At 70.6% G+C, this 23,966-nt stretch carries 28 protein-coding genes; 4 read left to right on the top strand and 24 right to left on the bottom strand.

The window, feature by feature from the left end; genetic code table 11:
• Positions 1–139 precede the first annotated feature (139 nt).
• The 7 genes from ACZ6KY_RS23610 to ACZ6KY_RS23580 all read right to left on the bottom strand — a co-directional run bounded on the left by ACZ6KY_RS23610 (position 140) and on the right by ACZ6KY_RS23580 (position 7,546).
• Positions 140–2,335, bottom strand: coding sequence for a HelD family protein (locus tag ACZ6KY_RS23610; RefSeq protein ID WP_469312257.1), 2,196 nt, complete (start codon positions 2,333–2,335; stop codon positions 140–142).
• 82 nt (positions 2,336–2,417) lie between these two features.
• Positions 2,418–3,047 carry a TetR/AcrR family transcriptional regulator gene (locus ACZ6KY_RS23605; RefSeq protein WP_469312256.1) on the bottom strand — a complete coding sequence of 210 codons (630 nt, stop codon included), beginning with the start codon at positions 3,045–3,047 and terminating at the stop codon, positions 2,418–2,420.
• A 245-nt stretch (positions 3,048–3,292) separates the two neighbouring features.
• Positions 3,293–3,448 (bottom strand): hypothetical protein, encoded by a 156-nt coding sequence (locus tag ACZ6KY_RS23600; RefSeq protein WP_469312255.1) that lies wholly within the window; start codon positions 3,446–3,448, stop codon positions 3,293–3,295.
• Positions 3,445–4,740 (bottom strand): phosphotransferase family protein, encoded by a 1,296-nt coding sequence (locus ACZ6KY_RS23595; protein ID WP_469312254.1) that lies wholly within the window; start codon positions 4,738–4,740, stop codon positions 3,445–3,447. Before ACZ6KY_RS23595 ends, ACZ6KY_RS23600 begins: the two co-directional genes overlap by 4 nt.
• A gap of 225 nt (positions 4,741–4,965) precedes the next feature.
• Positions 4,966–5,709, bottom strand: a complete 744-nt coding sequence (locus tag ACZ6KY_RS23590; RefSeq protein ID WP_469312253.1) for an HAD family hydrolase — start codon at positions 5,707–5,709, stop codon at positions 4,966–4,968.
• Complete coding sequence (locus tag ACZ6KY_RS23585) at positions 5,709–6,593, bottom strand: FadR/GntR family transcriptional regulator (RefSeq protein ID WP_469312252.1); 885 nt, start codon at positions 6,591–6,593, stop codon at positions 5,709–5,711. Before ACZ6KY_RS23585 ends, ACZ6KY_RS23590 begins: the two co-directional genes overlap by 1 nt.
• 71 nt (positions 6,594–6,664) lie before the next feature.
• Positions 6,665–7,546 carry a winged helix-turn-helix domain-containing protein gene (locus ACZ6KY_RS23580; protein WP_469312251.1) on the bottom strand — a complete coding sequence of 294 codons (882 nt, stop codon included), beginning with the start codon at positions 7,544–7,546 and terminating at the stop codon, positions 6,665–6,667.
• Positions 7,547–7,733: 187 nt separating this feature from the next.
• On the opposite strand from ACZ6KY_RS23580, the gene ACZ6KY_RS23575 reads away from it, so the two are divergent.
• The gene (locus ACZ6KY_RS23575) at positions 7,734–7,928 is read left to right on the top strand and encodes a hypothetical protein (RefSeq protein WP_469312250.1); all 195 of its coding nucleotides are present in this window, start codon (positions 7,734–7,736) and stop codon (positions 7,926–7,928) included.
• Here ACZ6KY_RS23575 and ACZ6KY_RS23570 read toward each other — a convergent pair.
• Entirely contained in the window at positions 7,918–8,826 is a 909-nt protein-coding gene (locus ACZ6KY_RS23570) for a winged helix-turn-helix domain-containing protein (RefSeq protein ID WP_469312349.1), read from the bottom strand. The two genes, ACZ6KY_RS23575 and ACZ6KY_RS23570, sit on opposite strands and share 11 nt — an antisense overlap.
• A gap of 216 nt (positions 8,827–9,042) precedes the next feature.
• On the opposite strand from ACZ6KY_RS23570, the gene ACZ6KY_RS23565 reads away from it, so the two are divergent.
• The gene (locus ACZ6KY_RS23565) at positions 9,043–9,228 is read left to right on the top strand and encodes a hypothetical protein (RefSeq protein WP_355841127.1); all 186 of its coding nucleotides are present in this window, start codon (positions 9,043–9,045) and stop codon (positions 9,226–9,228) included.
• Positions 9,229–9,402: 174 nt separating this feature from the next.
• Here the strand turns inward: ACZ6KY_RS23565 and ACZ6KY_RS23560 are convergent, their stop codons facing one another.
• From ACZ6KY_RS23560 to ACZ6KY_RS23550, 3 genes are all read right to left on the bottom strand, one after another.
• Positions 9,403–10,680, bottom strand: a complete 1,278-nt coding sequence (locus ACZ6KY_RS23560; protein WP_469312249.1) for a GNAT family N-acetyltransferase — start codon at positions 10,678–10,680, stop codon at positions 9,403–9,405.
• A 268-nt stretch (positions 10,681–10,948) separates the two neighbouring features.
• Positions 10,949–12,055, bottom strand: a complete 1,107-nt coding sequence (locus tag ACZ6KY_RS23555) for an asparaginase (RefSeq protein WP_469312248.1) — start codon at positions 12,053–12,055, stop codon at positions 10,949–10,951.
• Positions 12,056–12,199: 144 nt separating this feature from the next.
• Positions 12,200–12,856, bottom strand: coding sequence for an RsiG family protein (locus ACZ6KY_RS23550; RefSeq protein ID WP_469312247.1), 657 nt, complete (start codon positions 12,854–12,856; stop codon positions 12,200–12,202).
• A gap of 194 nt (positions 12,857–13,050) precedes the next feature.
• Here ACZ6KY_RS23550 and dtd point away from each other — a divergent pair, with 194 nt between their 5' ends.
• Positions 13,051–13,476, top strand: a complete 426-nt coding sequence (gene dtd / locus ACZ6KY_RS23545) for a D-aminoacyl-tRNA deacylase (RefSeq protein ID WP_469312246.1) — start codon at positions 13,051–13,053, stop codon at positions 13,474–13,476.
• Positions 13,477–13,512: 36 nt separating this feature from the next.
• Here dtd and ygfZ read toward each other — a convergent pair whose 3' ends face one another.
• The 6 genes from ygfZ to ACZ6KY_RS23515 all read right to left on the bottom strand — a co-directional run bounded on the left by ygfZ (position 13,513) and on the right by ACZ6KY_RS23515 (position 18,503).
• Positions 13,513–14,478 carry a CAF17-like 4Fe-4S cluster assembly/insertion protein YgfZ gene (ygfZ, locus tag ACZ6KY_RS23540; protein ID WP_469312245.1) on the bottom strand — a complete coding sequence of 322 codons (966 nt, stop codon included), beginning with the start codon at positions 14,476–14,478 and terminating at the stop codon, positions 13,513–13,515.
• Between the two features lie 127 nt (positions 14,479–14,605).
• Positions 14,606–15,031, bottom strand: coding sequence for a Fur family transcriptional regulator (locus tag ACZ6KY_RS23535; RefSeq protein ID WP_469312244.1), 426 nt, complete (start codon positions 15,029–15,031; stop codon positions 14,606–14,608).
• 74 nt (positions 15,032–15,105) lie between these two features.
• Positions 15,106–15,681 carry a heme-binding beta-barrel domain-containing protein gene (locus ACZ6KY_RS23530; RefSeq protein WP_469312243.1) on the bottom strand — a complete coding sequence of 192 codons (576 nt, stop codon included), beginning with the start codon at positions 15,679–15,681 and terminating at the stop codon, positions 15,106–15,108.
• Between the two features lie 262 nt (positions 15,682–15,943).
• Entirely contained in the window at positions 15,944–16,894 is a 951-nt protein-coding gene (locus ACZ6KY_RS23525; RefSeq protein ID WP_469312242.1) for a hypothetical protein, read from the bottom strand.
• Positions 16,891–17,793: a hypothetical protein gene (locus tag ACZ6KY_RS23520; protein WP_469312241.1), complete on the bottom strand. Its 903-nt coding sequence runs from the start codon at positions 17,791–17,793 to the stop codon at positions 16,891–16,893. The genes ACZ6KY_RS23525 and ACZ6KY_RS23520 overlap by 4 nt, the downstream gene beginning before the upstream one ends.
• Positions 17,790–18,503 (bottom strand): hypothetical protein, encoded by a 714-nt coding sequence (locus ACZ6KY_RS23515; RefSeq protein WP_469312240.1) that lies wholly within the window; start codon positions 18,501–18,503, stop codon positions 17,790–17,792. The genes ACZ6KY_RS23520 and ACZ6KY_RS23515 overlap by 4 nt, the downstream gene beginning before the upstream one ends.
• Positions 18,504–18,848: 345 nt before the next feature.
• On the opposite strand from ACZ6KY_RS23515, the gene ACZ6KY_RS23510 reads away from it, so the two are divergent.
• A complete protein-coding gene (locus ACZ6KY_RS23510; RefSeq protein ID WP_261702080.1) occupies positions 18,849–19,211 on the top strand; it encodes a DsrE family protein in 363 nt (120 codons plus the stop codon).
• Positions 19,212–19,289: 78 nt separating this feature from the next.
• Here the strand turns inward: ACZ6KY_RS23510 and ACZ6KY_RS23505 are convergent, their stop codons facing one another.
• The 7 genes from ACZ6KY_RS23505 to ACZ6KY_RS23475 all read right to left on the bottom strand — a co-directional run bounded on the left by ACZ6KY_RS23505 (position 19,290) and on the right by ACZ6KY_RS23475 (position 23,961).
• A complete protein-coding gene (locus ACZ6KY_RS23505; RefSeq protein WP_469312239.1) occupies positions 19,290–19,685 on the bottom strand; it encodes a VOC family protein in 396 nt (131 codons plus the stop codon).
• A 91-nt stretch (positions 19,686–19,776) separates the two neighbouring features.
• Positions 19,777–20,040: a DUF3099 domain-containing protein gene (locus ACZ6KY_RS23500; RefSeq protein ID WP_469312238.1), complete on the bottom strand. Its 264-nt coding sequence runs from the start codon at positions 20,038–20,040 to the stop codon at positions 19,777–19,779.
• Between the two features lie 177 nt (positions 20,041–20,217).
• Positions 20,218–20,505, bottom strand: coding sequence for a DUF1416 domain-containing protein (locus ACZ6KY_RS23495; RefSeq protein WP_018527919.1), 288 nt, complete (start codon positions 20,503–20,505; stop codon positions 20,218–20,220).
• Between the two features lie 30 nt (positions 20,506–20,535).
• Complete coding sequence (locus ACZ6KY_RS23490) at positions 20,536–21,381, bottom strand: sulfurtransferase (protein WP_469312237.1); 846 nt, start codon at positions 21,379–21,381, stop codon at positions 20,536–20,538.
• Between the two features lie 148 nt (positions 21,382–21,529).
• Positions 21,530–21,610 carry a putative leader peptide gene (locus tag ACZ6KY_RS23485; RefSeq protein ID WP_350310325.1) on the bottom strand — a complete coding sequence of 27 codons (81 nt, stop codon included), beginning with the start codon at positions 21,608–21,610 and terminating at the stop codon, positions 21,530–21,532.
• A gap of 262 nt (positions 21,611–21,872) precedes the next feature.
• The gene (locus ACZ6KY_RS23480; RefSeq protein ID WP_469312236.1) at positions 21,873–22,607 is read right to left on the bottom strand and encodes an LmeA family phospholipid-binding protein; all 735 of its coding nucleotides are present in this window, start codon (positions 22,605–22,607) and stop codon (positions 21,873–21,875) included.
• A gap of 190 nt (positions 22,608–22,797) precedes the next feature.
• Positions 22,798–23,961, bottom strand: coding sequence for a hypothetical protein (locus ACZ6KY_RS23475; RefSeq protein ID WP_469312235.1), 1,164 nt, complete (start codon positions 23,959–23,961; stop codon positions 22,798–22,800).
• Positions 23,962–23,966: the final 5 nt, after the last annotated feature.

Below are 23,966 nucleotides of genomic sequence, written 5' to 3'. Positions count from 1 at the left end.
CCGATTCCGCCTTGTCCCGGCTGATGCCACCCGGGGCTCCCGAGGCCACGACCGCCTCTCATCTCATGGACGAGTGGACCGGGGCATGTGTGACATGCGGCCGGCCCGCCGGGTCACAGACCGGGGAAGAGGGCGGGGGTCACCAGGGCAGCGGGCGGGCGTGGACCACGTCCAGGCGCGACACCGCCCGGGTCAGGACCACGTAGAGCCGGTGCAGGCCGCGCGCCTCGGCGTCCGCCATCGCGGCCGGTTCCACGGCCACGACATGGTCGTACTCCAGCCCCTTGGCGAGGCTCGCGGGCAACACCGCGATCCGGGCGCCCAGTTCATCGACTCCGGCGACGCTGATCCCCGCGGCGGCGAGCGCCTCCCGTACCCCTTCGACGTCCGAGTCGGCGGTGATGACTCCGATGGACCCCTCGTACGTGAGTGCCCGCCGTACGGCCGCGACGGTCTCGGCCATCGGGTCCGAGGTCGGCCGGATCCTCAACTCGCCTTCCCTGCGCAGGGATCGAGCGGGTGGAACGCCCACGCCGAGGCGGTCCAGCACCTGGTTGGCGAGTTCGACGATGACCTCGGGCACCCGGAATCCGATCGTCAGGGGTACGACGGGGGCCTCCGGTTTGCCGAGATGGACGAGGAGTTCGTCCCATTCGCGTGCCGCCCAAGGTGTCGTGCCCTGTGCGAGGTCCCCGAGCACGGTCAGCGATCCGAAGGAGGCCCGCCGCGCGATGGCCCGGCACTCCATCGGCGACAGATCCTGTGCCTCGTCGATCACCAAGTGGCCGTAACCCTCCGGGTGTTCGATGAGTCCGGCGATCTCGTCGAGCAGAACGAGATCGGCGGCCGACCAGCGCGCCGACTTCCAGGAACGCGGCGGCTTCGCCCACAGGACCGCCTTCTGCTCGTCGGCGTCGAGGACGCCGTCGGCCACCCGCTCCAACGCCTTCGCGTCGGTGAGGAGTTGAGTGAGCAGTTCCTCGGGCCGCACCCTCGGCCACACCGCGTCGACGTACTCGCCGACCGGCCGGGCCCGCGAGATCCGCTGCGCCCAGGCGTTCGTCTGCGGCCCGGCCCGCCACTCGGCCCGTTCCCGCACGTACCGCACGACCCGTGTCCGCACCCGCTCCCGCCCGACGGCGTACGGCGGCTCCTCTGCGCGTACGTCGTCCACGATGCGGCGCAGTACGGCGACGGGGACGCGCCAGCGGTACGTGCCGTCCGGCACGGCGAGGGCGTCTTCCGGCAGGCCGATGTTCCCGTACAGCGCCCGGCGCAGCACCTCGGCCATCCGGGCGTCGTGCTTGACGACGGCGGCACGTTCGCCGTCCTCCCCGGTCACCGGGTGGCCGGCGATCTCCTCGCCGATCGTGGACTGGCGCACGCCGGTCTCCCCGAGGGCGGGCAGGACCTCCGCGATGTACGACAGGAACGTGCGGTTGGGGCCGAGGATCAGCAGACCGCCGCGGCGGATGCGCTGCGGATGCGTGTAGAGGAGGTAGGCGGCCCGGTGCAGGCCGACGGCCGTCTTGCCGGTTCCCGGGGCGCCCTGCACACAGACCGAGGCCGCGAGCTCACCTCGTACGAGATCGTCCTGTTCGGGCTGGATGGTGGCGGCGATGTCCCGCATCGGGCCGACACGGGGGCGCTCGATCTCCCCGGCGAGGATCGAACCGCCGTAACCGGCCGCGCTTCCGACAGTCCCGTTCCCGACGCTCCCGCTCCCGACAGTCCCGCCGCCTGCGCGCTCGCGCCCGTATCCCTCGCCCTCGACGCCCGCGCCTCCGGCGTCAATGGCCCCGATCGGCTCCGGTGTGGTCCGCTCCGCCCCGATGGGTTCGTCCTCCAGTCCCGTGAGGTCGGCGGAGTCGCCGCGGCTGCCGGGCGCCCAGCCGAAGCGGCGGCGGACGGCGACGCCCTGGGGGGCGCGGGAGCTCGCCTGGTAGAAGGCACGCGAGACGGGGGCGCGCCAGTCGACGACGAGGGGCGGGGCGGCCGGGTGCTCCCGGATCCGCAGCCGCCCGATGTGATAGCTCTGCCCGGCATGGTCGCCGGCCGCCACGACCGAGCCCTGGAAGTCCAACCGGCCGAAGAACAAGGGGCCTTGGGGCAGCTCCCGCATCTCCTTCGCCTGACTGCGCAACTGGTAGCCGAGCACTTCGGCGTCGGCACCGGAGGCGGAGACGTCCTCGCCGGTGACGACCTGTTCCTCGGCGCCGTCGACCATCGCGGCGAGGGCGGCGCGGCAGATGTCGTGAAAGGCGCGTTCGCGGGAGAGCGAGCGGGCGAGCGGCAGGTCCGGGGCATGCCGTCGGGCGGGGTCGGGTGGCGTCATTCCATCCAGAGTACCGGAATAACGTAACCGAGTAACATTTTTTACCTGGTCACACTCTTTCTCGACCTGGTCGCGCTCTCGTTCAGGTGAGCCCGGGAAAACCCGCCGCCAGCTGCGCGAAGGCCCGCTCGGCCGCTGCCAGGGCATCCGCTCGTACGTCCGTCACCCGCTCCCCCTCCGCGATCCGCCGCAGGTTCTCCTCCGCGAGGATGCGGCGTACGGCCGTGATCTGCCCGGCGGCGAGCCGCGCGTCGAGCCCGGCGCCCAGCGGATGGGCCAGGGCTTCGGCGAGCGCGGCCTCGGACCGCTCCAGGTACCCGTACATCCGCGCCACCAGCGACGGCGTCCCGTAGAGCAGCCGGTGGAAGTCGAGGACGGCGGGATGTTCGTTGAGCCCGGTGACGGGGTCCTCGCGGCGCAGGGCGTCCAGGAAGTGCTCGCGGAGCGCGTCGATCGCGGACCGCCCGGCCGCCCGGCCCTCCTCGACGACCCGCGCGGCCTCCGTCTCGTGGTCCGCGAACCGGTGCAGGACGAGGTCCTCCTTGGCGGGGAAGTACCGGAAGAGCGTCGGCTTGGAGATCTCGGCGGCGGCCGCGACCTCGGCGACGGACACGGCGTCGAACCCCTTCTCCAGGAAGAGGCCGATGGCGGTGTCGGAGACGGCCTGGTACATCCGTTGCTTCTTGCGTTCACGCAGTCCGGTGCCACTCATGGCCACGAGCCTACGCACCGCCCGGGTCCCCGCCTCCAGCCCGGAATCCCGCGAGCGCCGCCCTTCCCACCGCGCCCAGCGCTGTCCCGCCCTGACCCACACACAGCCTCAGGGCGGCCTGCGCTGGAAGCGGGAAGACGTAGGTCTCGTGGTGGTAGCCGTGCAGCGGCCCGTGCACGGGCTGTGCCCCGGCGACTTCCGCTGCGCGCCGGCGGGCGCGTCCAGCCGTGCCAGGTGCCGCGTTCTCACGCCTCATCGAGGGGAAGAGCGTACGAGCCGAGCACGACCGTGGCGCCCGCGTCGCGCAATCCCGACTCCTTGCGGGCGTTGCGGGCGTAACCGGTGAAGCGCACTCCGGCTCCCGCCGCCGCCCGCACGTCGGCCGGCGAGTCCCCGATCAACAGCCATGTCGTTCCAGACCTTCCAGACCTTCCAGCAGTTCCGGCCGGTCCAGACCTTCCGGCCGGTCCAGCAGTCGCAGCCGTTGCAGCCGTCCCGGCAGTCGCAGCCGTCCCGGGGGCGCGCAGGCGTCGGGGTTCGGTTCTTCGTCCGACGGTCCGCGGAACGTGATTTCGCCCTTCGGCCTGCTCCTGGCCCGGTCGGCGGTGTGCCACTGTCGCAGCGCGTGTGCCGCCGCACGCTCGTCCAGGGGTTCGCCTCCGAGGGCGAGCGGTCGCCAGGCGCGCCGCAGCGCGCGGCACACCCCCTCGGCGGCCGTGTCGAAGTGGGCGTCCCGCGGCCGGGCCGGCAGGGCGAGAGCCGCGCGCATGATGTCGGGGAACACCGACTGGGCATACTCGAAGTCCAGGTAAAGGCGCAGGTCGCGGTCCAGTCCGGCCGTCATGTCCGCATGGCCCGCCGCCCGCATCGCGCCGGCCCACAGGCCGGTCATGAGGTCCCGCTCCGACTCGTCGTAGTCCATCCGTACGAGGTGGGTGGCCAGGTCGTGCAGCGGATCCCCGTACAGCGAGAGTTCCCAGTCGATGACGGCGACCCGTCGATCCCCGTGCTCCGCCGGTGTCAGTACCACGTTGGCCCGGTGGACGTCCGTGTGGAGCAGGGCGAACGGGCGTCGGGTGAGGTCCGGCACCGACGAGAGGAACCGGTCCACGGCGTTCCGCGGCACTCCGACCGCCTCGAAGAGCCGTCCGAAGCGTGGCCTGTTCGGCAGGTGCACCCGCTGCTCGGTGAACCGGGCCAGCCGGCGCAGGAAGCCCGTGCTGTCGCCGTCCGCCGGCCAGTCGCCCGGCGGGGCGGGGAGGGCGTCGACCGGCACATGGGCCAGCCGGGCGAAGAAGGCCGCCAGCTCCTTGAGCAGGTCGGGCCCGACCGGGCCCTTGGGAATCTCATCGGCCAGTGAGCTGCCCGCGAGATACTGGTGCACGGACCACGTGCCGAAGTCCGCCAGGCAGCGCGGGACCTCGCCCAGCCGCTCGCTCACCACCCGCAGCACATCCGCTTCGCGCCGCCAGTGGCGCGGCACGACCTCCACCGTCTCGAACGGCATACGGAACTTGGCCAGCGTCTGTCCGGAATCCGCGCCCAGCACATAAGCCAGGGACCGGCCCAGGGGTGCGATGCAGTTGCGGTTGTGATGTCCGATGACGGTGGCACCACCGGGACGGCGTCGCTGCACCTCCGCCAGGGCGCGCACCAGGGCCCGGTGTGCTCCTGGGGGCAGGTGAGGTGCCATGAGCGCACAGGGTAGCGGGTGGCGTGATCTCCCTCACACTGTGTCACCATGTGGACACCTCCCCGCCTGAACCCGATGGGGCGACGCCTCTGACCGGGTTGGTTCACTCGGTCTTTCGGGCTTCCCTCTCCTGACAATCGGCCTGAGGGCGGTCAACACGACGCCGGCCCAAGCGGGGGCGCTGGTGTTGATCACGCTGACCGTCCAGTCGTAGGACCGGGCGGCTCAGGAATGGTCGCGCACGGCACGCAGCAACGGCTCCAGCGATCCCGTGATGTTCCGCGGCGGCACCCCGGCCTCCCGCAGCGCCCTCGCCTTGGCGGGATTGCGGGCATAGCCGAGGAAGCGCACCCCGGCCCTGACCGCCGCCGCGTGGTCAGAGGGGGTGTCGCCGATCATCAGCGAAGCCTCCGGCGACGCGCCCATCGCGCTCAAGGCACGCTTCAGGGTCGCCGGATGCGGCTTGAGCAGACTCAAGTCCTGCGTACGGCCGTATATGTACGGAGCGAAGCAGGGCATGAGACCCCTTCCGCTCAGGTACGACGTCACCGTCCGCGCCGAGTTGTTGGTCGCTATGGCCAGCCTCGCCCCGATCGCCACCCAGGTACGGATCAGCGGATCGGCGTAGGCCGTCGGCATCGCGTTGCGGACGGCTCTCAACTCCTGCTGCGTGAGGCGTTCTTCGAGTTCCGCCACCAGATCGCTGCCGGGGTGCCGTCGGGCCACCGTGCTCAGTACACCGTGCGGGTCAGGACGGCTGCGCTCGTCCTCGGTGAGCACCCCGTACAGGCCCCGTTCCTTCAGCCACTCCACCTGGGCCCGGGCGACGACCTCCGCCGAGTGGCCGGCGAACAGCTGGCAGATCGGGCCGTCGAAATCGAAGAGGACATACCGTGTCTGTGCGACCAGCTCCCGAACATTCTCGATCTCACTCGTCACCAAATCGGTCTGTCCAGTCTCAGCAGTCACTAAGCGAGTGTCGGCCAGTCGGCGAATGTTGCCCAGAAGGCGTTGAACGTTTTCTGCTTCTCCTCGACGAGCGCGGCGTCCCGCGGACCGTCCTCGGGCCGGAACGCGAACAGGGGCGTGTTGAACCCGCGTACGTCGTACACCTCGATCTCGTACCCGTCGGGGTCGTCGCTGGGCGGGTACTTGGCCGTCACGTAGTCGCCGAGCAGGACCTGCTTGCCGTTCAGCACGTACCACTTCTGCATCGGGGTCGTCGGGAGCCAGCCGAAGGAGACGGTCGCGTCGATACCCCCGACCTCGCGCCAGGTGTAGAACGTCCGCTCCATGACCGTCTTCTGGAACTGGATCTGGCTCTTCAGCTTCCGCTGGACGGCCGTCGTCAGTTCTCGCTGGACCGCGGCCGTGCGCTCCGGCCGGGGCACCGGGACGGGAAAGGCCAGTTCGGTCCGCGGCCCCGGCAACAGACAGCGCATGGTGATCGACTCGGGGCGCACCGTGCCCTCCTCGATGACGCCCCGCATGTGGTTCAGCCCCAGCATGAGCGTCTCCGCCGTGAAACAGACCGCGTCGATCGTCACCTCGGGGGACGAGAACGCCTGCACCAGGTGGTCGTTCAGGCTCAGGACGGTCGCCCTGGGCCGCTGAGGCTCGTCCGGAGGCGCTTCGGCCACGCGCGGCGGGCTCCCCTTGGAGACGTTGTCGAGCAGTCCGGCGCCTTTGAGGATCTGCAGGGCCTGCCGCACGGCGCCCCTCTCGACCTGGAACTCGTCCGCGAGTTCGGCCTGGGTCGAGAGCCGGTCGCCGGCCTTCAGGACACCCTCGCGCATACGCTGCCGAAGGGTGTCGGCGATCTCCTGGGGTGTGGCCTTCCGGCTGCCGTTCACGGGCACGTTCTCCTGGTTCACAAGCGGTCTCCGGGCGCCGTCGTGGCCTGCGGGGGCGTGCGCGACGTCCGTCAGCTGAGCTTCAGATCCGTAGTGATGGTTTCCCACAGAGCGTTGAACCACTTCTGCGATTCCTCCACGAACGCGGCGTCCCGCGCGCCCGCCCGCTTCTCGAAGGAGAAGAGCAGGGACGCGGAGCCGAGGGTGTCGTACATGTCCAGGACTCCGCTCTCCACGGTCTCCTCGCGCCTGGCGATCATGTAGTACGCCATCAGCGCCTCCGATCCGTTGAGCAGGTACAGCTTCACCGGCGGGGTGAACGGCAGGGCCCGGAAGGTCACATGGACGTCGATGCCGTGGGAGGAACGCAGCGCCTGGAGGTTGTGGCGCAGGACCTGGCCCTGGGCGTTGCGCTGCTCCAGCCAGCGCCTGTGGACCGGGTCGTCGTCGCTGGAGCCGTCGACGGAGATGGGGAACGCCAGGTTGATCTCCCGGCTGGGCAGCAGGATCCGTACGTCGATGCGCTCCGGGCGGATCGTGCCGTCGTGGATCTGGCGGACCGGCTCACCGAGCGCCACCATCAGCGTCTCCGCGGTGAGGCACGCCGCGTCGATCCGCACACGGGAAGCGGAGAACGCCTCGGCGAGACGGGGGGCGAGGCCCACCATCGTCGGCTGCGGTCCGTTCCCGGCGGCAGCGACCTCGGCGATCCGTGGCGGACTGCCCTTGCTCACGTTGCTGAGCAGGCCGTCCTCCTGGAGCTCGCGCAGGGCCATCCGGACCGCACCGCGCTCGACGCCGAACTCGTCGGCCAGTTCCGCCTGGGTGGGCAGACGGTCGCCGGCCTTCAGCTCGCCGGCGCGGATGCGCTCCCGCAGGACGTCGGCGATCTCCTGGGGCGAAAGCCTTCTGCTGCTGTCACTCACCACAACGTTCTCCTGAGTCACGACCAAACGGTACAACTCTCTCCCATCTATGGGGAGTTGCCGGAAAGTTGTTTATGGGCGCCTACCAAGTGGGGACAACATAGTCAGAGTTGGTTACCAACTCGGCCAAGATGGCGGAAGTTTTGCCTCCCCCTCGCCCCTCCGCGGCATCTACCGCCCCGAGCAGGTCACTGAAGAAGCAGGAGGAACCACCATGCCCGCCATCACCCTCCTCTCCGCCGCCTTCGTCGTCGGCTTCGAGCAACTCGTTCAATGGCGGTACGGACCGACGGGCATCGTCGGTCTGCTGCTGCTCACCATCGGGATCAAGGCGAAGAACCCCACGTGCAGCTCCATCGGGGCTGCCGTACTGGCCCTGCTGGTCGCGGGGCCCGCCATCAGTTCGTGAACAGCAGCTCGGAACCGATGGTCTCCCAGAGCGCGTTGAACCAGAGGTGGGACTGCTCGACGAACGTGGCGTCCCGCGGTCCCACTCCCTGACCGAAGGGGAACAGCGTCGACTGCGTTCCCTCAGCGTCGTACATCTCCAGGTACTCGTGGTCGATCTCCTCGCCCCGCCGCGTGAGCGTGCAGTACGCGAAGAGCGCCTCCGCCTCGTTGAACAGGTACAGCTTCACGGGCGGGGTGAAGGGCAGCGCGCGGAAGGAGACCCGCACGTCGATGCCGTGCGTGGTCCGCAGCGCCAGCAGATCGTGCCGCAGCACCTGCACCTGGGCGTTGCGCTGGGCGAGCCGGCGACGCCGCGGACGGTCGTCCTCCATGCCGTCGACCGGGGTGGGGAACGCGAGGTCGATGTCCCGGCCGGGAAGCAGCACCCGGACGTCGACCTTGGCCGGTTCTATGCGCCCCGCGTGAATCTCGCGCAACGGCTCACCCATGGCGAGGGTGAGCGACACGGCGGTCAGGCACAGCGCGTCGATCTGCACGTGCGGGACCGCGAAGGCCGCCGTGATCCGCGGGGCGAGTGCCGCCATGGTGGACTGCGGCTGGGCTTCCGGGCCGGTCAGAGCCCTGTCGGGAGTCTCCGCGACCGTCGCCGGGCTCCCCTTGGACATGTTGACGAGCAGGTGCTCCGGCCGAAGGACGCGCAGCGCCTGGCGCACCGCGGCGCGATCGACGCCGAACTCGTCGGCCAGTCCGGCCTGGGTCGGCATGCGCTGGCCGGCCCGCAGCCGACCGGACCTGATCCGGCTGCACAGTTCGTCGGCCACCTCACGGTGTGACCTCGGCGGCCGTGGTGACCTGTTCCGCCTGTTGACGGCGGCATGCTCCGGCTCCACAACCAGAACCCTACAACTTCCCGCCATCTTGGGGCAGTTGCCGGACAGGTGGTTATGAGTCGTCCCAACAAGGAGATAACTAAGAATGAGTTGGTCGCCAACTCGCACAACATGGTCAAGCTTCCGGGGGGTTGGCCGCCGAAGTTCCACCTGTACGCCAGGTGGCCGGGGCGGACGGTCCTCAGCGGGGGTCCGCCGCCCCGTCCCCAAGGAGGGACCGTCATGCCGCTCGTCGCCCTCGCCGTCGCCGCCCTGGCCATCGGATTCGAGAACCTCATCCAGTGGGAGTACGGGCCGATGGGCATCATCGCGTTCGTCGCGCTGTCCGTCGGGCTCAAGGCCCGGAACACCACCGTCAGCGGCATCGGGGCCGTGATCCTCGTGATGCTGCTCGCCCAGTCCGGCTGACCGGACGCCGCCGTCCGCCAGTCCGGCTGACCGCGTTCCCCTCCGGAGGGGAGCCGGGAGCTCGGTCAGTCCGCACCACCGCACCGAACCGCACCACCACAACTGAATCGCTACGGATCAGCAGTCGGCATCGGCACCCGCGTGGAAGGAGAACCCCCAACCGGTAGCAGCAGTTCAGAAGATGTCCGGGCACCACGGTCGCCTGGACGTCCGCAGCAGGGCGTCGGCCACGGAGGCGGCGCCCTCTTGCCGTTCCCGGACCCGGCCCAGCGCCACCAGCCGTACCGCGGACTCGTCCCCGAGCCACAGCGTCGCCAAGTCGGCTATGGAGAGGGACAGTTGGGCATCCTCGGTGGTCGGTGCGCAGGTCGCCGTACCGTCCGACGCGGCCTGGAGCCGATAACGGCCGCCGTCCGGCCCGCTCTCGTCCGTCACGTCCAGCACGAGCGTCCCGGCAGCCCCGTACGTCCGCGCCTCCAGAGCCCGTACGACATCCAGGATCCGCACCCAGAGCCAGTCCGACTGGCTGGTGATACGGGCGGCACGCGGGTCCGGCAGGAAGTGCGGCAGCAGGTCGTCTGGGGCGCGTCGGCCGGTCTTGACCCCGGTGATCCAGTCGATCGAGCAGAGGTACCGCCACAGGGCGCGCTCGGCCGCCGGCGTCACCGCGAGCAGCCAGTTCACGTCCGCCGTGTTCCTGGGCTGGCCGGAGTCGCCCCAGTTGTCGTCCGACGTGTAGGAGACCAGTCCCTCGATCTCGCCGGACGCCGAGCGGTACGCGGCGTAGAACGGTTCCTTCCAGGGGTCGTCGCCGAGGCGCAGCAGGCCGGTGTCGACCTGCCACCAGCGGGCGTCGCGGCTCACCGCGCCGGGCCGGCCCCGGCGGAACCGTTCGTGCAGTTCGGGGCCCGCCTCGCGGACGTCCTCGGCGTCCACGAGGTCGATGCGGCCCCCGTCCGACGGGCCCGCCCAGCGGGGGTCCAGACCGGTACGCGGTACGTCGACGGTCCACTCGGTGGTGGTGGCGACGGGACCGAAGCCGTAGCGGCCGTAGATCGGGTACTCGGCGGCGATGAGCGTCGCGACGACATCGCCCCGCTTCCTCGCCGCCGCCAGGTCGGCCTTCATCATGCGGGTGAGCAGGCCCCGGCGGCGGTGCGTGGGCGAGACGGTGACGTTGGAGATCGCGTCCGCGGGGACGGCCGCCCCGCCGACCACGGTGAGCTCCTGCGGGAACGACCTGAACGTCGCGACACAGCGGGAGCCGTCGAACGCGCCCAGCGTCCTCGGCGGGACGAGCACCGGCGCCCGCGCCTCGGCCTCCCGCTCCGAGACGGCCGGCGCCCGCAGGAACCCCGTCTTCAGGGCGCGCAGCCAGTTCGGGATGTCGGAGGCGGTGATCGGTCGTACGTCGATGGTGCCGAGGGCATCGACGGCGTCGTGCGGCGTCATGGGGCCACGCTAGGCGGACGCCGACGGAGTGTCGCCCGGATTTCCGCGCGGTCCCTCCCGGCCGTCCCCGCCCCCTCCCCACCCGGAGCTCCACCCGGAACCCTCGGCACCACCCGGAACCCACGACACCCGCACCCGAGGCGGGCGAGGCACCCGGGGCGGGCCGGTGAGCCCTGTGCGAGCCGCGAGCCCGGGGCAAGGTCCCCGTGCCTGGCAGAGCGCCCCGCGCCCTGCCAGGGCGCGTCCCCGGCCCGCCGCGTCCTCCCGCTCAGAAAGCCGCCCGGATCTCGCCCACCTCGCGGCCACCGCCCAGCAGTGGTGCGCTGCCGATCCTCGTGACCACGGGCGCGTCCACGCCCAGCAGGCCCAGCGCGCGGGCCAGGACGGGGCCCAGCGCGCGGACCCCGCCGTCGTCGATCTTGAAGGCGAGGGCGCGGCCGTCGGGCAGCGCGACCGCCTGGACCGCTTCGGCGCCCATCTTGGAGAGGGCTCCCGGGATCTCGCGCATCAGCCAGGTGTCGGGGCGCCGGGTGCCGGCGACGTACTCGGGGTGGTCACGCATGGCGTCGGCGACGCGGCGCTCGGCGGAGCCGGGGACCGCGAGGACGAAGGACCGGAACGCACGGGCGAGACCCGTGAGGGTGATCGCCATCAGGGGCGCCCCGCAGCCGTCCGTGCCGACCGCGGCGACGGTCTCCCCCGCGTTCTCCTCGACCACGGAGTGGATCAGCCGCTGGAGGGGGTGCCCGGGATCGAGGTACGACTCGGTGGGCCAGCCGCGCCGCGCACACACCGCGAGCATCGCCGTGTGCTTGCCGGAGCAGTTCATGGTGACCCGGTCGCGGACGGCACCGGAGGCGAGGTAGGTCTCGGTCTCGACGGGGTCCAGCGGCAGGTCCGCCGGGCACTGGAGCTGCCCGGCGGTCAGTCCGTGCTCGACGAGCATCTTCTGGACCAGATCACGGTGGAAGACCTCGCCGGAGTGGCTCGCGGCGGCGAGGGCGAGGCGTTCCCCGGCCAGGTCCAGGCCCGCGCGCAGGACGCCCGCGGCCTGCATGGGCTTGTTCGACGAGCGGGGGAAGACCGGCGCCGTCACATCGCCGAGCGCCAGCTCGACCGTCCCGTCCGCGGCCAGTACCACCAGGCTGCCGCGATGGTGCCCCTCGACGAAGCCGGAACGCACGACCTCGGCGAGAACCGGGGGCACGCCGGGTGTGCCGGGGGGCGTGGGAGTCCTGCCGGACGTACGAGCGGCACCGGCTGCGGCGGAGGCGGCGGCGGAGGTGGGTGTGCCATGGGTGCCCGGTGTACCGGTCGCACCCGGTGTGCCGGCGGGTATGGGGGAGCCTTCGGGCGTGCTGGGAGCTTCGGACATCGGCGGTGGCCTTCCGGAACGGGACCCGCTCGGAAGGCATCGGCTCAGGTCGTGTCCCGGACCGCGCCCCCGCCCGCGCGGAGCGGAAGCGCGCCTCCTGGGTCCGGCGCGCCCCTCGGCCCCGGGATCGCCGGGGCCGCCACGTCACATGAGCAGGTCGTCTACTTGTGCTTCGCCTTCACGGTACCTGCGGGCGATCTCGGCGCTGCAATCGTCGGCCGTGCGCTGAAGCTGCTGGCGCTGCCGGGAGACCTGCTGCTCATAGCGGACGAGGCGGCCGAGTCCCGCGACCAGCTCTTCGTCCGTCCGGGCGTCCAGGTCCGACAGCTCCACCTCGGCGAGCATGTCGGCGGCCAGCACACGGTACTGCTCGCCGTGCGGCGTGCCCACCGTCACATGACGGGCCGAGGAGCGGTACCGGGCCGGCGCGTCCGTCAGGATCTCCGGGAGCCGCTCGACGACGGACGGCTTCCCCTGGTCCACGAGCGACCGGTGTCCGGAGGCCGGACCGGGCATCCGGCGCTCCCCGCGGCGCGCGAGCTCCGCGCGCAGGATGTCGATACGTCCCTGGAGCAGCCGACGGACGTAGCTGAGGTCGGCCTCGTCCCGCTGGGCGTCCCGGCGCAGCGTCCGCAGTTCGGGCAACTGGAGCACGGTGATGCCGGGCCGGGCCTGATCGGCCGCCAGTGGGCCGCTGTCGGTGCGCTGCACCGGCGGCCGTGCCGTCGCCCCTTCCGCCCGTGCGCTCGTGCGGGTCAATGACACGGCCCCGGGCTGCTGCCCGGTCCTCGATGTGCTCATGTGCCTCTACCGTCCCCTCGACCGGCGCGGTCCACCCAGCGGGTGGACCGCAACACCCCGCATGGTGCCACCCCAGATGGCCGCTATGTGCCCCAGTGACCCGATCGACCCCGGATGGCGGCTTGGTCACCCCTGAAAATCACGCGAAGGGCCCGCAGCGCGCGGCGGCGCCGTGACACGGCATCATGGTCCGCATGCGTGCGGTGGTGCAGAGGGTGGACGGCGCGAGCGTCGTCGTGGACGGCGAGACGGTCGGCGAGATCAGCGGCGAGGGACTGTGCGTCCTCGTCGGGGTCACTCACGAGGACACCAAGGAGAAAGCGGCCCAACTCGCCCGCAAACTCTGGTCCGTCCGGATGCTGGCCGACGAGCGGTCCTGCTCCGACATCGACGCGCCGCTGCTCGTCATCAGCCAGTTCACGCTGTACGGCGACGCCCGCAAGGGCCGCCGCCCCACCTGGAACGCCGCCGCTCCCGGCGAGGTGGCCGAGCCGCTGGTCGACGAGGTCGTCGCCCGACTCCGCGCTCTGGGAGCCACGGTGGCCACGGGCCGCTTCGGCGCCCAGATGCGCGTCTCCCTGACGAACGACGGCCCGTTCACCGTCCTTCTGGAGATGTGAGCCTCCGGAGGACACGGGCCTCCGGAGGCATGAGCCCTACGGCTCGACCACGACCTCCTGGGCCGCCGCCGTCGAGTCCGCCATCAGCGGGGCGTCGAGCGGCACGTTGCGCTTCACGAGCGCCAGGGCGATCGGGCCCAGTTCGTAGTGGCGTACGGAGGTGGTGATGAAGCCGATCTTGCGGCCGTCGGGGTCCTCGTCCGCGAGGCGCAGCTCGGTCCCGTGCGGAGGCAGGAGGACCTCACTGCCGTCGAGGTGGAGGAAGACCAGGCGGCGCGGGGGCTTGCCCAGGTTCTGGACGCGGGCGACCGTCTCCTGGCCTCGGTAGCAGCCCTTCTGGAGGTGCACCGCGGTACCGATCCAGCCCAGCTCGTGCGGGATCGTGCGGTGATCGGTCTCGAACCCGAGGCGGGGGCGGTGCTGTTCGACGCGCAGGGCCTCGTGGGCGAGCAGTCCGGCCGCGGGGCCGGCTTTCTCGGCGTACGACTCCAGGTCCGAGCGCGGAAGGAAGAGATCACGGCCGTACGGCGTCTCGCGGACGACGACTCCCTCGGGGACCTCGGCGATCGAACCGGCCGGGAGCTCGACGACCGCGAAGTCGGCGGTGCGGTCGGCGACTTCGACGCGGTAGAAGAACTTCATGGACTCCAGGTAGGCGATCAGCGCGTCCTGGGTGTCGGGTTCCGTGTGCATCCACACCGTCGTGCCGTCGTCCACGAGGTACAGCGCGTGCTCGATGTGGCCGTTCGCGGAGAGGATCAGCGCCTCGGTGGCGCGGCCCGCCGGGAGGTCGGTGACGTGCTGGGTGAGCAGCAGGTGCAGCCAGGTGAGGCGGTCGTCGCCGGTGACGGTGACGACTCCGCGGTGCGAGAGGTCCACGAAGCCGATGCCGTCGGCGAGGGCGCGCTGCTCACGGAACAGGTCGCCGTAGTGGGCGGCGACGCCTTCGTCCACGCCCTCGGCGGGAACGGCGCCGGGCAGGGACAGGAGGGAGCTCTTCATGGACATACACACTACGACCGCGCGGTCGCCGATTTTATTTCTGCGCCGACGACCACCTGGTTGCCGAATGCGATCCCGGATGACCACCGATGTTCGCGGGAGGTCACTTCCAAGGTCGCCTTCGCAGTCACTTCTCCCGGGTCCGGCAGTCCTTGCAGCGCCCGAAGATGGCGAAGTGCTTCATGTCCGTCTCGAAGCCGAAGGTGTCCCGGAGCTTCGCGGTGAACTCGGCGGCGACGGAGACATCGGCCTCGATGACGTTCGTGCAGTCACGGCAGACGAGGTGGATGTGATGGTGGCGGTCGGCCAGGTGGTACGTCGGCGCGCCGTGCCCCAGATGGGCATGGCTGACCAGCCCGAGCTCCTCCAGGAGCTCCAGGGTCCGGTAGACGGTGGAGATGTTGACCCCCGACGCCGTCTTCCTCACTTCCACGAGGATGTCGTCGGGGGTCGCGTGCTCCAGGGTGTCCACTGCTTCGAGGACAAGCTGGCGCTGCGGCGTCAGCCGGTAGCCGCGCTGCCTGAGGTCGCTCTTCCAGTCGGTGCTCACCACACTGGAAGTCTAGGACCATTCCCGTCGGAGCCGACCTGATGAACTGCACGGCGGCTCACGAACCGCGCGGAGGTCTACTTGAAGAAGGCGATCCCGTCGTCCGGCATGTCGTCGGGCAGGTCCTTGGCCCAGCGCTCGACGTCCTCCGGGGTGACGACCTTCTTCAGGTGCCCGGACATGTAGGGGCGCAGCTCGACCTCGGGGGTCTGCTTCTCGCCGACCCACATGAGGTCGCTGTGCACATAGCCGTAGAGGCGCTTGCCGGCGCTGTAGGGACCGGACGCGGCCGTGCGGGCCACGGCGTCGGTGACCAGGTCGATCTGCGGCTTCTTGTCGGCGAGCTCGCCGTACCAGATCTCGACGACGCCGTCGTCGCGGGTCATCACGACCTCGACCTTGCGGTCGGCGTCGACGCGCCAGAAACCGGCCTCCGACTCCAGCGGCCGGACCTTCTCGCCGTCCGCGTCGAGCACCCAGCTGTGCGAGCGGTACTCCAGGAAGTCCCGCCCGTCGTGCGTGAAGCTGACCTCCTGCCCGAAGTTGCACTTCTCGGAACCGGGGAAGTCGTGGACACCGACTCCGGCCCAGTCGCCGAGCAGGAAGACAAGGGGGACCAGGTCCTTGTGGAGGTCCGACGGGATCTCGATCATGAGCTGAGCAGTTCCTTGATGGGGGTCAGCGCTGGCCCTGGTACAGCTTCTTCACGGTCAGTCCGGCGAAGGCGAGCACGCCGACGCAGACCAGGACCAGCAGGGTTTCGAAGAAGATCTCCACGGGGTGCTCCTCGGTGAGCGGAACGGGGTCCCCGCCCGGCGCAGCCGGGACTGGGGAGGTACACAAAGGCCGGGCCCCAGCTTACGCGGCTGGGGCCCGGCGCTCTCTTCCAGGTGGGCCCTGCCGGACCCGTCACCCTCAGCCGAGGAGCTGGCTCTGCAGAACCACCGTCTGCTGGAAGGGGACCGCGCGCGCGGAGCCCTTGCGGGACTGCACCACCAGGCCGAGGGTGTCCCCGGCCACCAGGTACGCCTGCCGGACCTGTCCGGCGCCGTACGGCTTGGCTTCCGTGTACGGGTAGCGGGCGACGTCCGCGACCGGGGTGACGTGTGAGAAGGCCTCGTCGTTGTGCACGTCGGCTGCCCCGTCCAGCGCGAATTTCGGGCTGTCCCAGCTAGTGAACTCCTTCTGCTGGAGCTCGTCGACGACCGCGGCGGTGTCGAACCGGAGCAGGTAGATCCGGGTGTGCGTGCCGTCCGGGGTGGTCCAGCCGCGGGCGGCGATGTGCCGCAGGCCGTAGTCCGTCAGCAGCTGGTCGATGTGATCGCGGTCGTCCTTCGAGGCGTACCCGGCGAGGAAGCCCTTCTTCGGCAGCCAGCCGTCCGCACCACGCAGCGCCTTGTCGGCCGTCGCGCCCTTGGGAGCCGCCAGCAGCAGCTCACGCAGGTCGGCGTAGTGCACGCCGGCCTTGTTCGCCTCGGCGAAGGGGCGCGGGCTGCCCGAAGGCAGCGGGGGAAACTGGATCCCGGGGTAGTCCCAGCGCCCGTCGGACGCGGTCGCCAGGCCCGGGACGTCGGTGCGCCGCATCTCCGTGATGCCGTACGTGGCGCCCGCGCAGGCCGTCGCGAACACCACGGTGGCCGCGGTCCAGCGCAGCACGGCCCGCAGGACTCGGCGGTCCTTCTTCACCAGGGGCTCCACCTGGAGCGGTTCGGCCGGAGACACGGCCGCCGCCCCTTCAGGCGATGCTTCCGAAGGCACCTGCGACGGTGTTTCCAGAGGTGCTTCGGGTGCTGTTTCCGGTGCTGTTTCCGCAGACGCCTCAGGCGCTTCTTCCGAAGCGACGGGCACAGCAAGGTTCTCGGTCATACGGCCTCCCCCGGGTCCGTGATCCTGTCGAGCTGGGCGGCCAGGAAGCGGGCGACGGCAGGGCCGTCCAGCGGCTTGACACCGAAGACGGTCGCGCTCACCAGCACGTCCCCCTCGTACGACGAGCAGACCATCATGTCGAGCTTCTCGGCACTGTCCTTGGGCGGCAGGAAGCACCCGGCGTTCTTGTGGCCCTTGATCTTCGGGCCCTTGCGGAAGATCCCCAGCGAGTCGAAGATCTCGTTCTGCGCCGTCGAGAGCTCCCGCACAGTCCGCTGGTTCTCCATCTGGGAAAGCGTGACGCTCGCGGTGAAGGACTTCTTGTGGTAGTCCGCGTAGACGTCCGCGCTCAGGTAACTGCGCATCACCATGCCCTTGATGCGTTCCTCGTCGATCCGCTTCTCCAGCTTCCGCCGCTGGGTGCGGGGCAGGTCGCTGATGGCCTCCTTGCGGAGCGCGGCGGCCTGGCTGCCGCTCAACTCGGCCTCGGTACCGAACTCGGCGAGGTCCGGACCACGCGTGTAGTCATCGCCGTAGGGCAGGAGCATGCCCTTCAGGCCCTTGTCGGACGCCGCCTTCGCGTCCTTGTCCTTCACGGCCTTCGGGAAACGCCAGGTGGGCTTCCCCGGGTCGCGGTCGGCTCCGTTCACGGTCACGGCGGTGTAGCCGGCACCACCGAGCACGGCGGCGACCAGCAGGACGGCACCGGAGACGGCGGCGACACGACCGGGGCGCATCCGCCTCTTGGACGCGACGGCCTCACCGGCCGGCTCCCCCGGGCCCTCGGCCAGGCCCTGGGCCGGACCCTGGGCAGGGCTCTCCACGGAGCTCTCCACAACGTCCCCTGCGCCGCTCTCGGCAGGGTTCTCGGCGGGATTCACGATGGGGTTCTCGCTCACAGTCGCCCCACCTGCCGCTTGGCCAGATCCATGATCTTGTCCTTGGGAATCGGCTTGGTGTCGTAGACCCAGATCTCCATGGCGATGTCGCCACGCCAGGCGTGCGCCTCCGCCGAGTAGATCGGGAGGTAGCCGGCCTTCGTCTCGGGCCGGGTGTGGACGTACACCATGCCGTCCCCGGTGCCGGGAAGGGCCTGGCTGTGGGTGCCGGCTTCCTTCTCCGCCCAGTAGTACGCGTTGTCGGCGGCATCGGACGCCTTGAGGGTCTCCTCTTGGCGGTACTGCACCAGACGGATCTCCACGCTGTACGTACTGCCCTGCCGCCAGCCGACGACGGTCGCGCGGCGGAACTCGTCGGCGATGAGGCTGGCGAAGGCTCCGGCCGGCTTCTTGTAGGACTCCGCGTACTCCGTCAGATTCATCCAGCCGTCGTCGCCGGCCCAGTCGCCCTTCCGCGTGCCCTTCGGCCGGGCGATCAGCAGCTTGCGCAGGTCGCCGTCCGTCTTCACCCGGTGGTCCTGGGCGGCGGACAGCGGCTCGGGGCCGTCGCCCTTGGCCTGGGCCACCACCGGCTGCGACAACGAGGGCAGCTTGGTGGGCTCGCGGCCCGCCTGGACCACGAATCCGGTGCAGGTACCGGCGACAAGGCCGAGCACGGCGGCCGTGGCGATGAGCAGAGTCGTACGACCGCGCCGACGGGCCCGCGGCACTGACGGAACGTCAACGGACCCGACCGACCCGGCCAACTCGGCGGACTCGGACGCCACCGACTCCGCGGACACCGCAGGAGCCGCAGAGGCCACCGGGGCCGGCTGCCCGGCAGACGTCACAGGCTCCACGGGGTGTACGGGATCGGCAGATGTCGTACCGGAGTCAGCAATCGGCGCATCCTCGGGCACGCTCGGTCTTTCCGGTGTTTCGGGTCCTTCGGGTACTACCAAGACGTCCCCCCACGAACGTGAAGCGCGGATTCCGTATCCGCGTGCACAGGAGACCCATGGCCCACACATGGGGTTGCCCTGGCAATGATCACGATTCGGAATACCATGGCGGCCATGGCGAACAAGCTCGTGATCAAGGTGACGGCGGGGGCCGATGCCCCGGAGCGCTGCTCACAGGCGTTCACCGTCGCGGCGGTGGCCGTGGCCAGTGGCGTGGAGGTCTCCCTCTGGCTGACCGGCGAGTCCGCGTGGTTCGCGCTGCCGGGCCGCGCCGCCGAGTTCGAACTGCCGCACGCGGCGCCGCTGCCCGATCTGATCGACTCGATCCTGGCGGCCGGGCGCATCACCCTGTGCACCCAGTGCGCGGCCCGTCGCGACATCACGGAGAAGGACGTCCTGGAGGGCGTACGGATCGCGGGTGCGCAGGTGTTCGTGCAGGAGGCGATGGCGGACGGAACACAGGCGCTGGTCTACTGACCGACGCTCCGCCGGGAGGGCCCGCTCACGGGTCCGCCGACGGGGCCCGGTCACGGGTCCGCCGGCAGGGGCCGGTCCCTACTGACCGCGTCTGCGCCGCCCGCGCGTGTCCACCCAGAGACAGAAGGGGTGGCCCGCCGGGTCGAACAGCACCCGTACGTCCTCCTGGGGCTGGTGGTCGGCGAGCCGGGCGCCCTGCTCGACGGCGTGGACGGTCTCCTCGGCCAGGTCGTCGACCTCGATGTCGAGATGGAGCATCATCCGCTGGTCGCCGGGGCCCGCGGGCCACACCGGCGGTGTGTAGAGCGGCTCGGTCTCGAAGGCGAGCGCGATCCCGCCGAACGGCGGGCCGATGAGCACCCACTCGGGCTCCTCGGCGCGCACCTCGTATCCGAGCAGCCTCCGGTAGAAGTCGGCCAGTTCATGGGCGTCGGGCGCGTCGAGCACCACGGTGGACAACCTCGTACGCGACATAGACGCTTATCCGCTCCTACCGCTGCCGCCGCTTCACCGCCGCGGTTCCCACCGCTGCCGCGCTACCTCTGCCGCTCTGACTCTGCCGCATTCACTGCTGTTTCTTCTTCTTGCCGTCCAGCTCGTCCCACCACTCGTCGGACTTCGGGTCCCCGGACGGGTCGTCCCACCATCGGTCCTCGGGCCCCCGCCGGTTGGCCACCATCGCGGCCACCGGCGGAATCAGCATGGCCACCACACACATCCCGACGGCCGCGGGAACGGACCACAGCCGTACGACTCCCCAGGCGAGGACGAACAGCACGATGCACGTCCCCATCATGGCGAAGTACAGATGACGCCTGCGCGCGTACATACCCCCAGCGTAGGCCCGGACAACCCGTCCGGCTCAGTGTCGGCGGCCACCGGAGGGCGGGGGCCGCCGAAGAGGGCAAGCCGAAGGGCCGCACCCCGATCCGGTAAGCGTCCAACCCCCGGGGGTGAGGCCCTTCGGCCGTTCAGTCGACTGCCGTCATGGACGGCGGTCCGCTGCTCAGACGGCGATCGCGACCTCGGCGAGGCCGCCCGTCCGGGCGACGACCGTGCGGTCCGCGGTGCCACCGGGGACCAGCGCGCGAACGGTCCAGGTGCCCTCGGCCGCGTAGAAGCGGAACTGGCCCGTCGCTGAGGTGGGAACCTCCGCCGTGAACTCGCCGGTCGAGTCCAGGAGACGGACGTAGCCCGTCACCGGCTCGCCGTCGCGGGTCACCTGACCCTGGATCGTCGTCTCACCGGGCTTGATCGTCGAGGCGTCGGGGCCGCCGGCCTTCGCTCCACACATATTTCGATTCCGTCCTTCAGGCCTTGAGGGTTACTTGTTGGCGCCGAGCTCGATCGGCACGCCGACGAGGGAGCCGTACTCGGTCCAGGAGCCGTCGTAGTTCTTGACGTTCTGCACACCGAGGAGCTCGTGCAGCACGAACCAGGTGAGCGCGGAACGCTCACCGATGCGGCAGTAGGCGATCGTGTCCTTGGCGAGGTCGACCTGCTCGGCGGCGTAGAGCTCCTTGAGCTCGTCGTCCGACTTGAAGGTGCCGTCGTCGTTGGCGTTCTTCGACCACGGGATGTTGCGGGCGCTCGGGACGTGGCCCGGACGCTGCGACTGCTCCTGCGGCAGGTGCGCCGGGGCGAGCAGCTTGCCGCTGAACTCGTCGGGCGACCGGACGTCGACCAGGTTCTGCGAACCGATCGCGGCGACGACGTCGTCACGGAAGGCGCGGATCGAGGTGTTCTGGGCCTTGGCCTTGTACGCGGTGGCGGTGCGCTCGGGGATCTGCGAGCCGTCGACCAGGTCGCGGGAGTCGAGCTCCCACTTCTTGCGGCCGCCGTCGAGCAGCTTCACGTTCTCGTGGCCGTAGAGCTTGAAGTACCAGTAGGCGTAGGACGCGAACCAGTTGTTGTTGCCGCCGTAGAGGACGACCAGCGTGTCGTTGCCGATGCCCTTCGACGAGAGGAGCTTCTCGAAGCCCTCCTGGTCGATGAAGTCACGGCGGACCGGGTCCTGGAGGTCCTTGGTCCAGTCGATCCGGATGGCGTTCTTGATGTGGTTCTTCTCGTACGCCGACGTGTCCTCGTCGACCTCGACGACGGCCACGTTCGGGTCGTCCAGGTGGTCCTGGACCCAATCGGCGTCTACCAGGACGTCGCTGCGGCTCATGCTCGTTCTCCTCCGGGGCAGTTGCGGCGGTGTGGTGCGTTGGAGAGGGTGCGCGGTGCTGCATGCCGGTGAGGGCTGCGCGGCGCAATCGTGGCCCGGACGAGAGAGGTCCAGAGGCCCGGCTCGCGGAAGGCGGGAACGCTTCCGCTCAGAAGGTGCGACAGAGCATGGCGGCGACGCGGCACAGGTCTACTGCCCGCCGCTTCGTGAGGTCCGCCTGTCGCTTCATGGGTCCGATCGTAGGGACGGACAGGCGGACATGTCACCGGCGTGTCGGATACTGAGACGCGATCGTCCGCATTGTGATACGCAGGTGCCGTCGAGGCCCGGCCCGCACGGATCCCGGGGGGTCGTACCGGTCATCACTTCGACGGCGCATCTGCGGTACGGACAGGGCTGTCTCGCCTTTCGGACAGCCACCCCTCCGACAGGGTCTTCCACCGGACCGGACCGGTAGGGCTTCTACGGGCCTGGTCCGGCAGGAGGGCCTTTTACCCGACGAGCCTGACGTCCGAACCCTTCACCGAGATCTTGACGCCGTCCGGAGCCGCCTGGACCTTGTCGAGCTTGATGCCGCCGGGCAGCTGCTCGATCTTCTGCTGGAAGTCGGTGATCGAGCGGATCCGGCCCTCGGCGAGCTGGACGCCCAGCTTGGGCAGCGAGTCGGCGTGCACCTTCACGGTGTCGCCGGAGACGGTGACGGAGCTGAGCACCGAGACCGGCTCGGGCAGTCTGGCGCCGAGGACGGTCCCCGAGACGGTGACCTTGATCTTGCCGTTGCCGCCGTCGGAGAGGCCGATGATCTGGGCCTTGACGCCGGGTGCCACCTCCGCGGGCCCGGACCGCGCGGCCTTGAGCAGCTCGGCGTACGAGATCGACGCGCTGCCGGTGGCGCTGCTGGCCGTGGCGGAGCTGTAGCCACCGTCGAAGGCGACGCCGCGCATCTCGGCGTCGAGGTCGTCGATGCGGATGGTGCCGGCGGAGGAACCCGTCGACGCCTCGTAGTCCTTGATGCCGATCTTCACGTCGTCGAGTTCGCCGCCGACGACCTGGGTGAGGAACGGAAAGCCCCCGATGGACACGTCGGGGGTGGCCGCGAGGCCCTCGGTGCTCTTGATCCGGCCGGCCGCCTCGTCCTCCGCGAACCCGACCGCCACCCGGTCGGCGAGCACGAACAGACCGCCGAGAACGACTAACAGAATCAGGCTTATTCGCAGTGCGCGCATGCTCGATGTTCCCCCACCTGGGACCGCCCCGTCTGGACGGCCGAGTAGCCGCCTGGCGCGAGCCTAACCCCGAAGGGCCCCCGAATCGGGGGCCCTTCAAGGTAGTTGTCGATCATCTGTGACGATTCGGTGCGACTGGATGACCGGATCAGATCAGGAGCGACCGGATCCGACCGGTGGGGTGAGTGGATCAGCCCAGCGCGCGGCCCAGCAGGTAGACCGCCGGAGCGGCGGCGGCCAGTGGCAGTGCCACGCCCGCGGTGAAGTGGACGAACCGGGAGGGGTAGTCGTAGCTCGCCACCCGGTGCCCGATCAGCGCGCAGGCACCCGCGCCGAGGCCCAGGAAGGCGCCCCGCGTGCCCAGGTCCGTCATCCCGCCGACCGCGATACCGGCGCCCGCGGCGGCCAGCAGCGCGACGACCACGGAGGCCGCCGTGGGCAGCGGCAGCGCACGGGCCAGGATCGCCGCGGCGACCGCGGCGGCGCCCACCGTCACGGCGTCCGGCTCGGCCGCCAGATGCCCGGCCGCGATGATCGACAGTGCCGCGGAGACGACGGTCGCCATCAGGCCGTACATCCGGGTGTCCGGGTCGGCGTGGCTGCGCAGTTGCAGCACGAGGGTCAGCAGGACCCACACGCCGAGGGTGCCGAGGATCGCGGCGGGCGCGTTCTCCCGGCCGGCCGCGAGCAGGGCCACGTCTGCGGTCACCGCGCCCAGGAACGCCAGCGCGATGCCCTGCCGGGCGGGCCACATCCCGTTCAGCCGGAACCAGCCCGCCGCCGTGACGGCCTGGAGCAGGACGAGGGGGACGACGAGCGCGTACTCCCCGATCGCCGCGGTCCCGGAGAGCAGCAGCGCGAGCAGCGCCGTCAGCGCGGCCGGCTGCATCCCCGGCTCGATGATCGGCGAACGTCCCTCCGCGCGGGCGCGCTGGGCGTCGGTGATCCGGCTCTGGCCGGTGACGGTCGCGGGCCCGTAGGACGCGCCCGCCTCACTCCCGCTGTCGCGCAGCGTCCCGCCGGGGCGGGACGGGCCGGCGGGGCCGGGCGCCTCGCCTGCGGCCGGCGCGTGCGCCGGGTTCCACGGCTGTGCCGGAGCCTCGGGCGGCAGAGCCGCTCCCACGGCACCGCCGTACCCCTGCGGCTCGCCGTAGGTCTGGTACCCCTGCGGAGGCGGGTACGAGGTGTCGGCCGCGGGCACCGGCGCCTGCGCCTGCGTCTCCCAGGTCCGCCCCTCCCACTGCTGGGTGTGCTGCGGCCACTCGGGCTGCTGAGGGTCCCGCTGCGGCTGCTGCGGCTGCTGCTGATACGGGTCGTACCCCTCGGGCCAACCCTCGTACGGCTGGTTGCTCATCGTCT

This window comes from Streptomyces sp. NPDC042002, assembly GCF_055588305.1.
The sequence above is the reverse complement of the archived record's forward strand: the minus strand, read 5'-3'. Positions and strand labels throughout refer to the sequence as shown.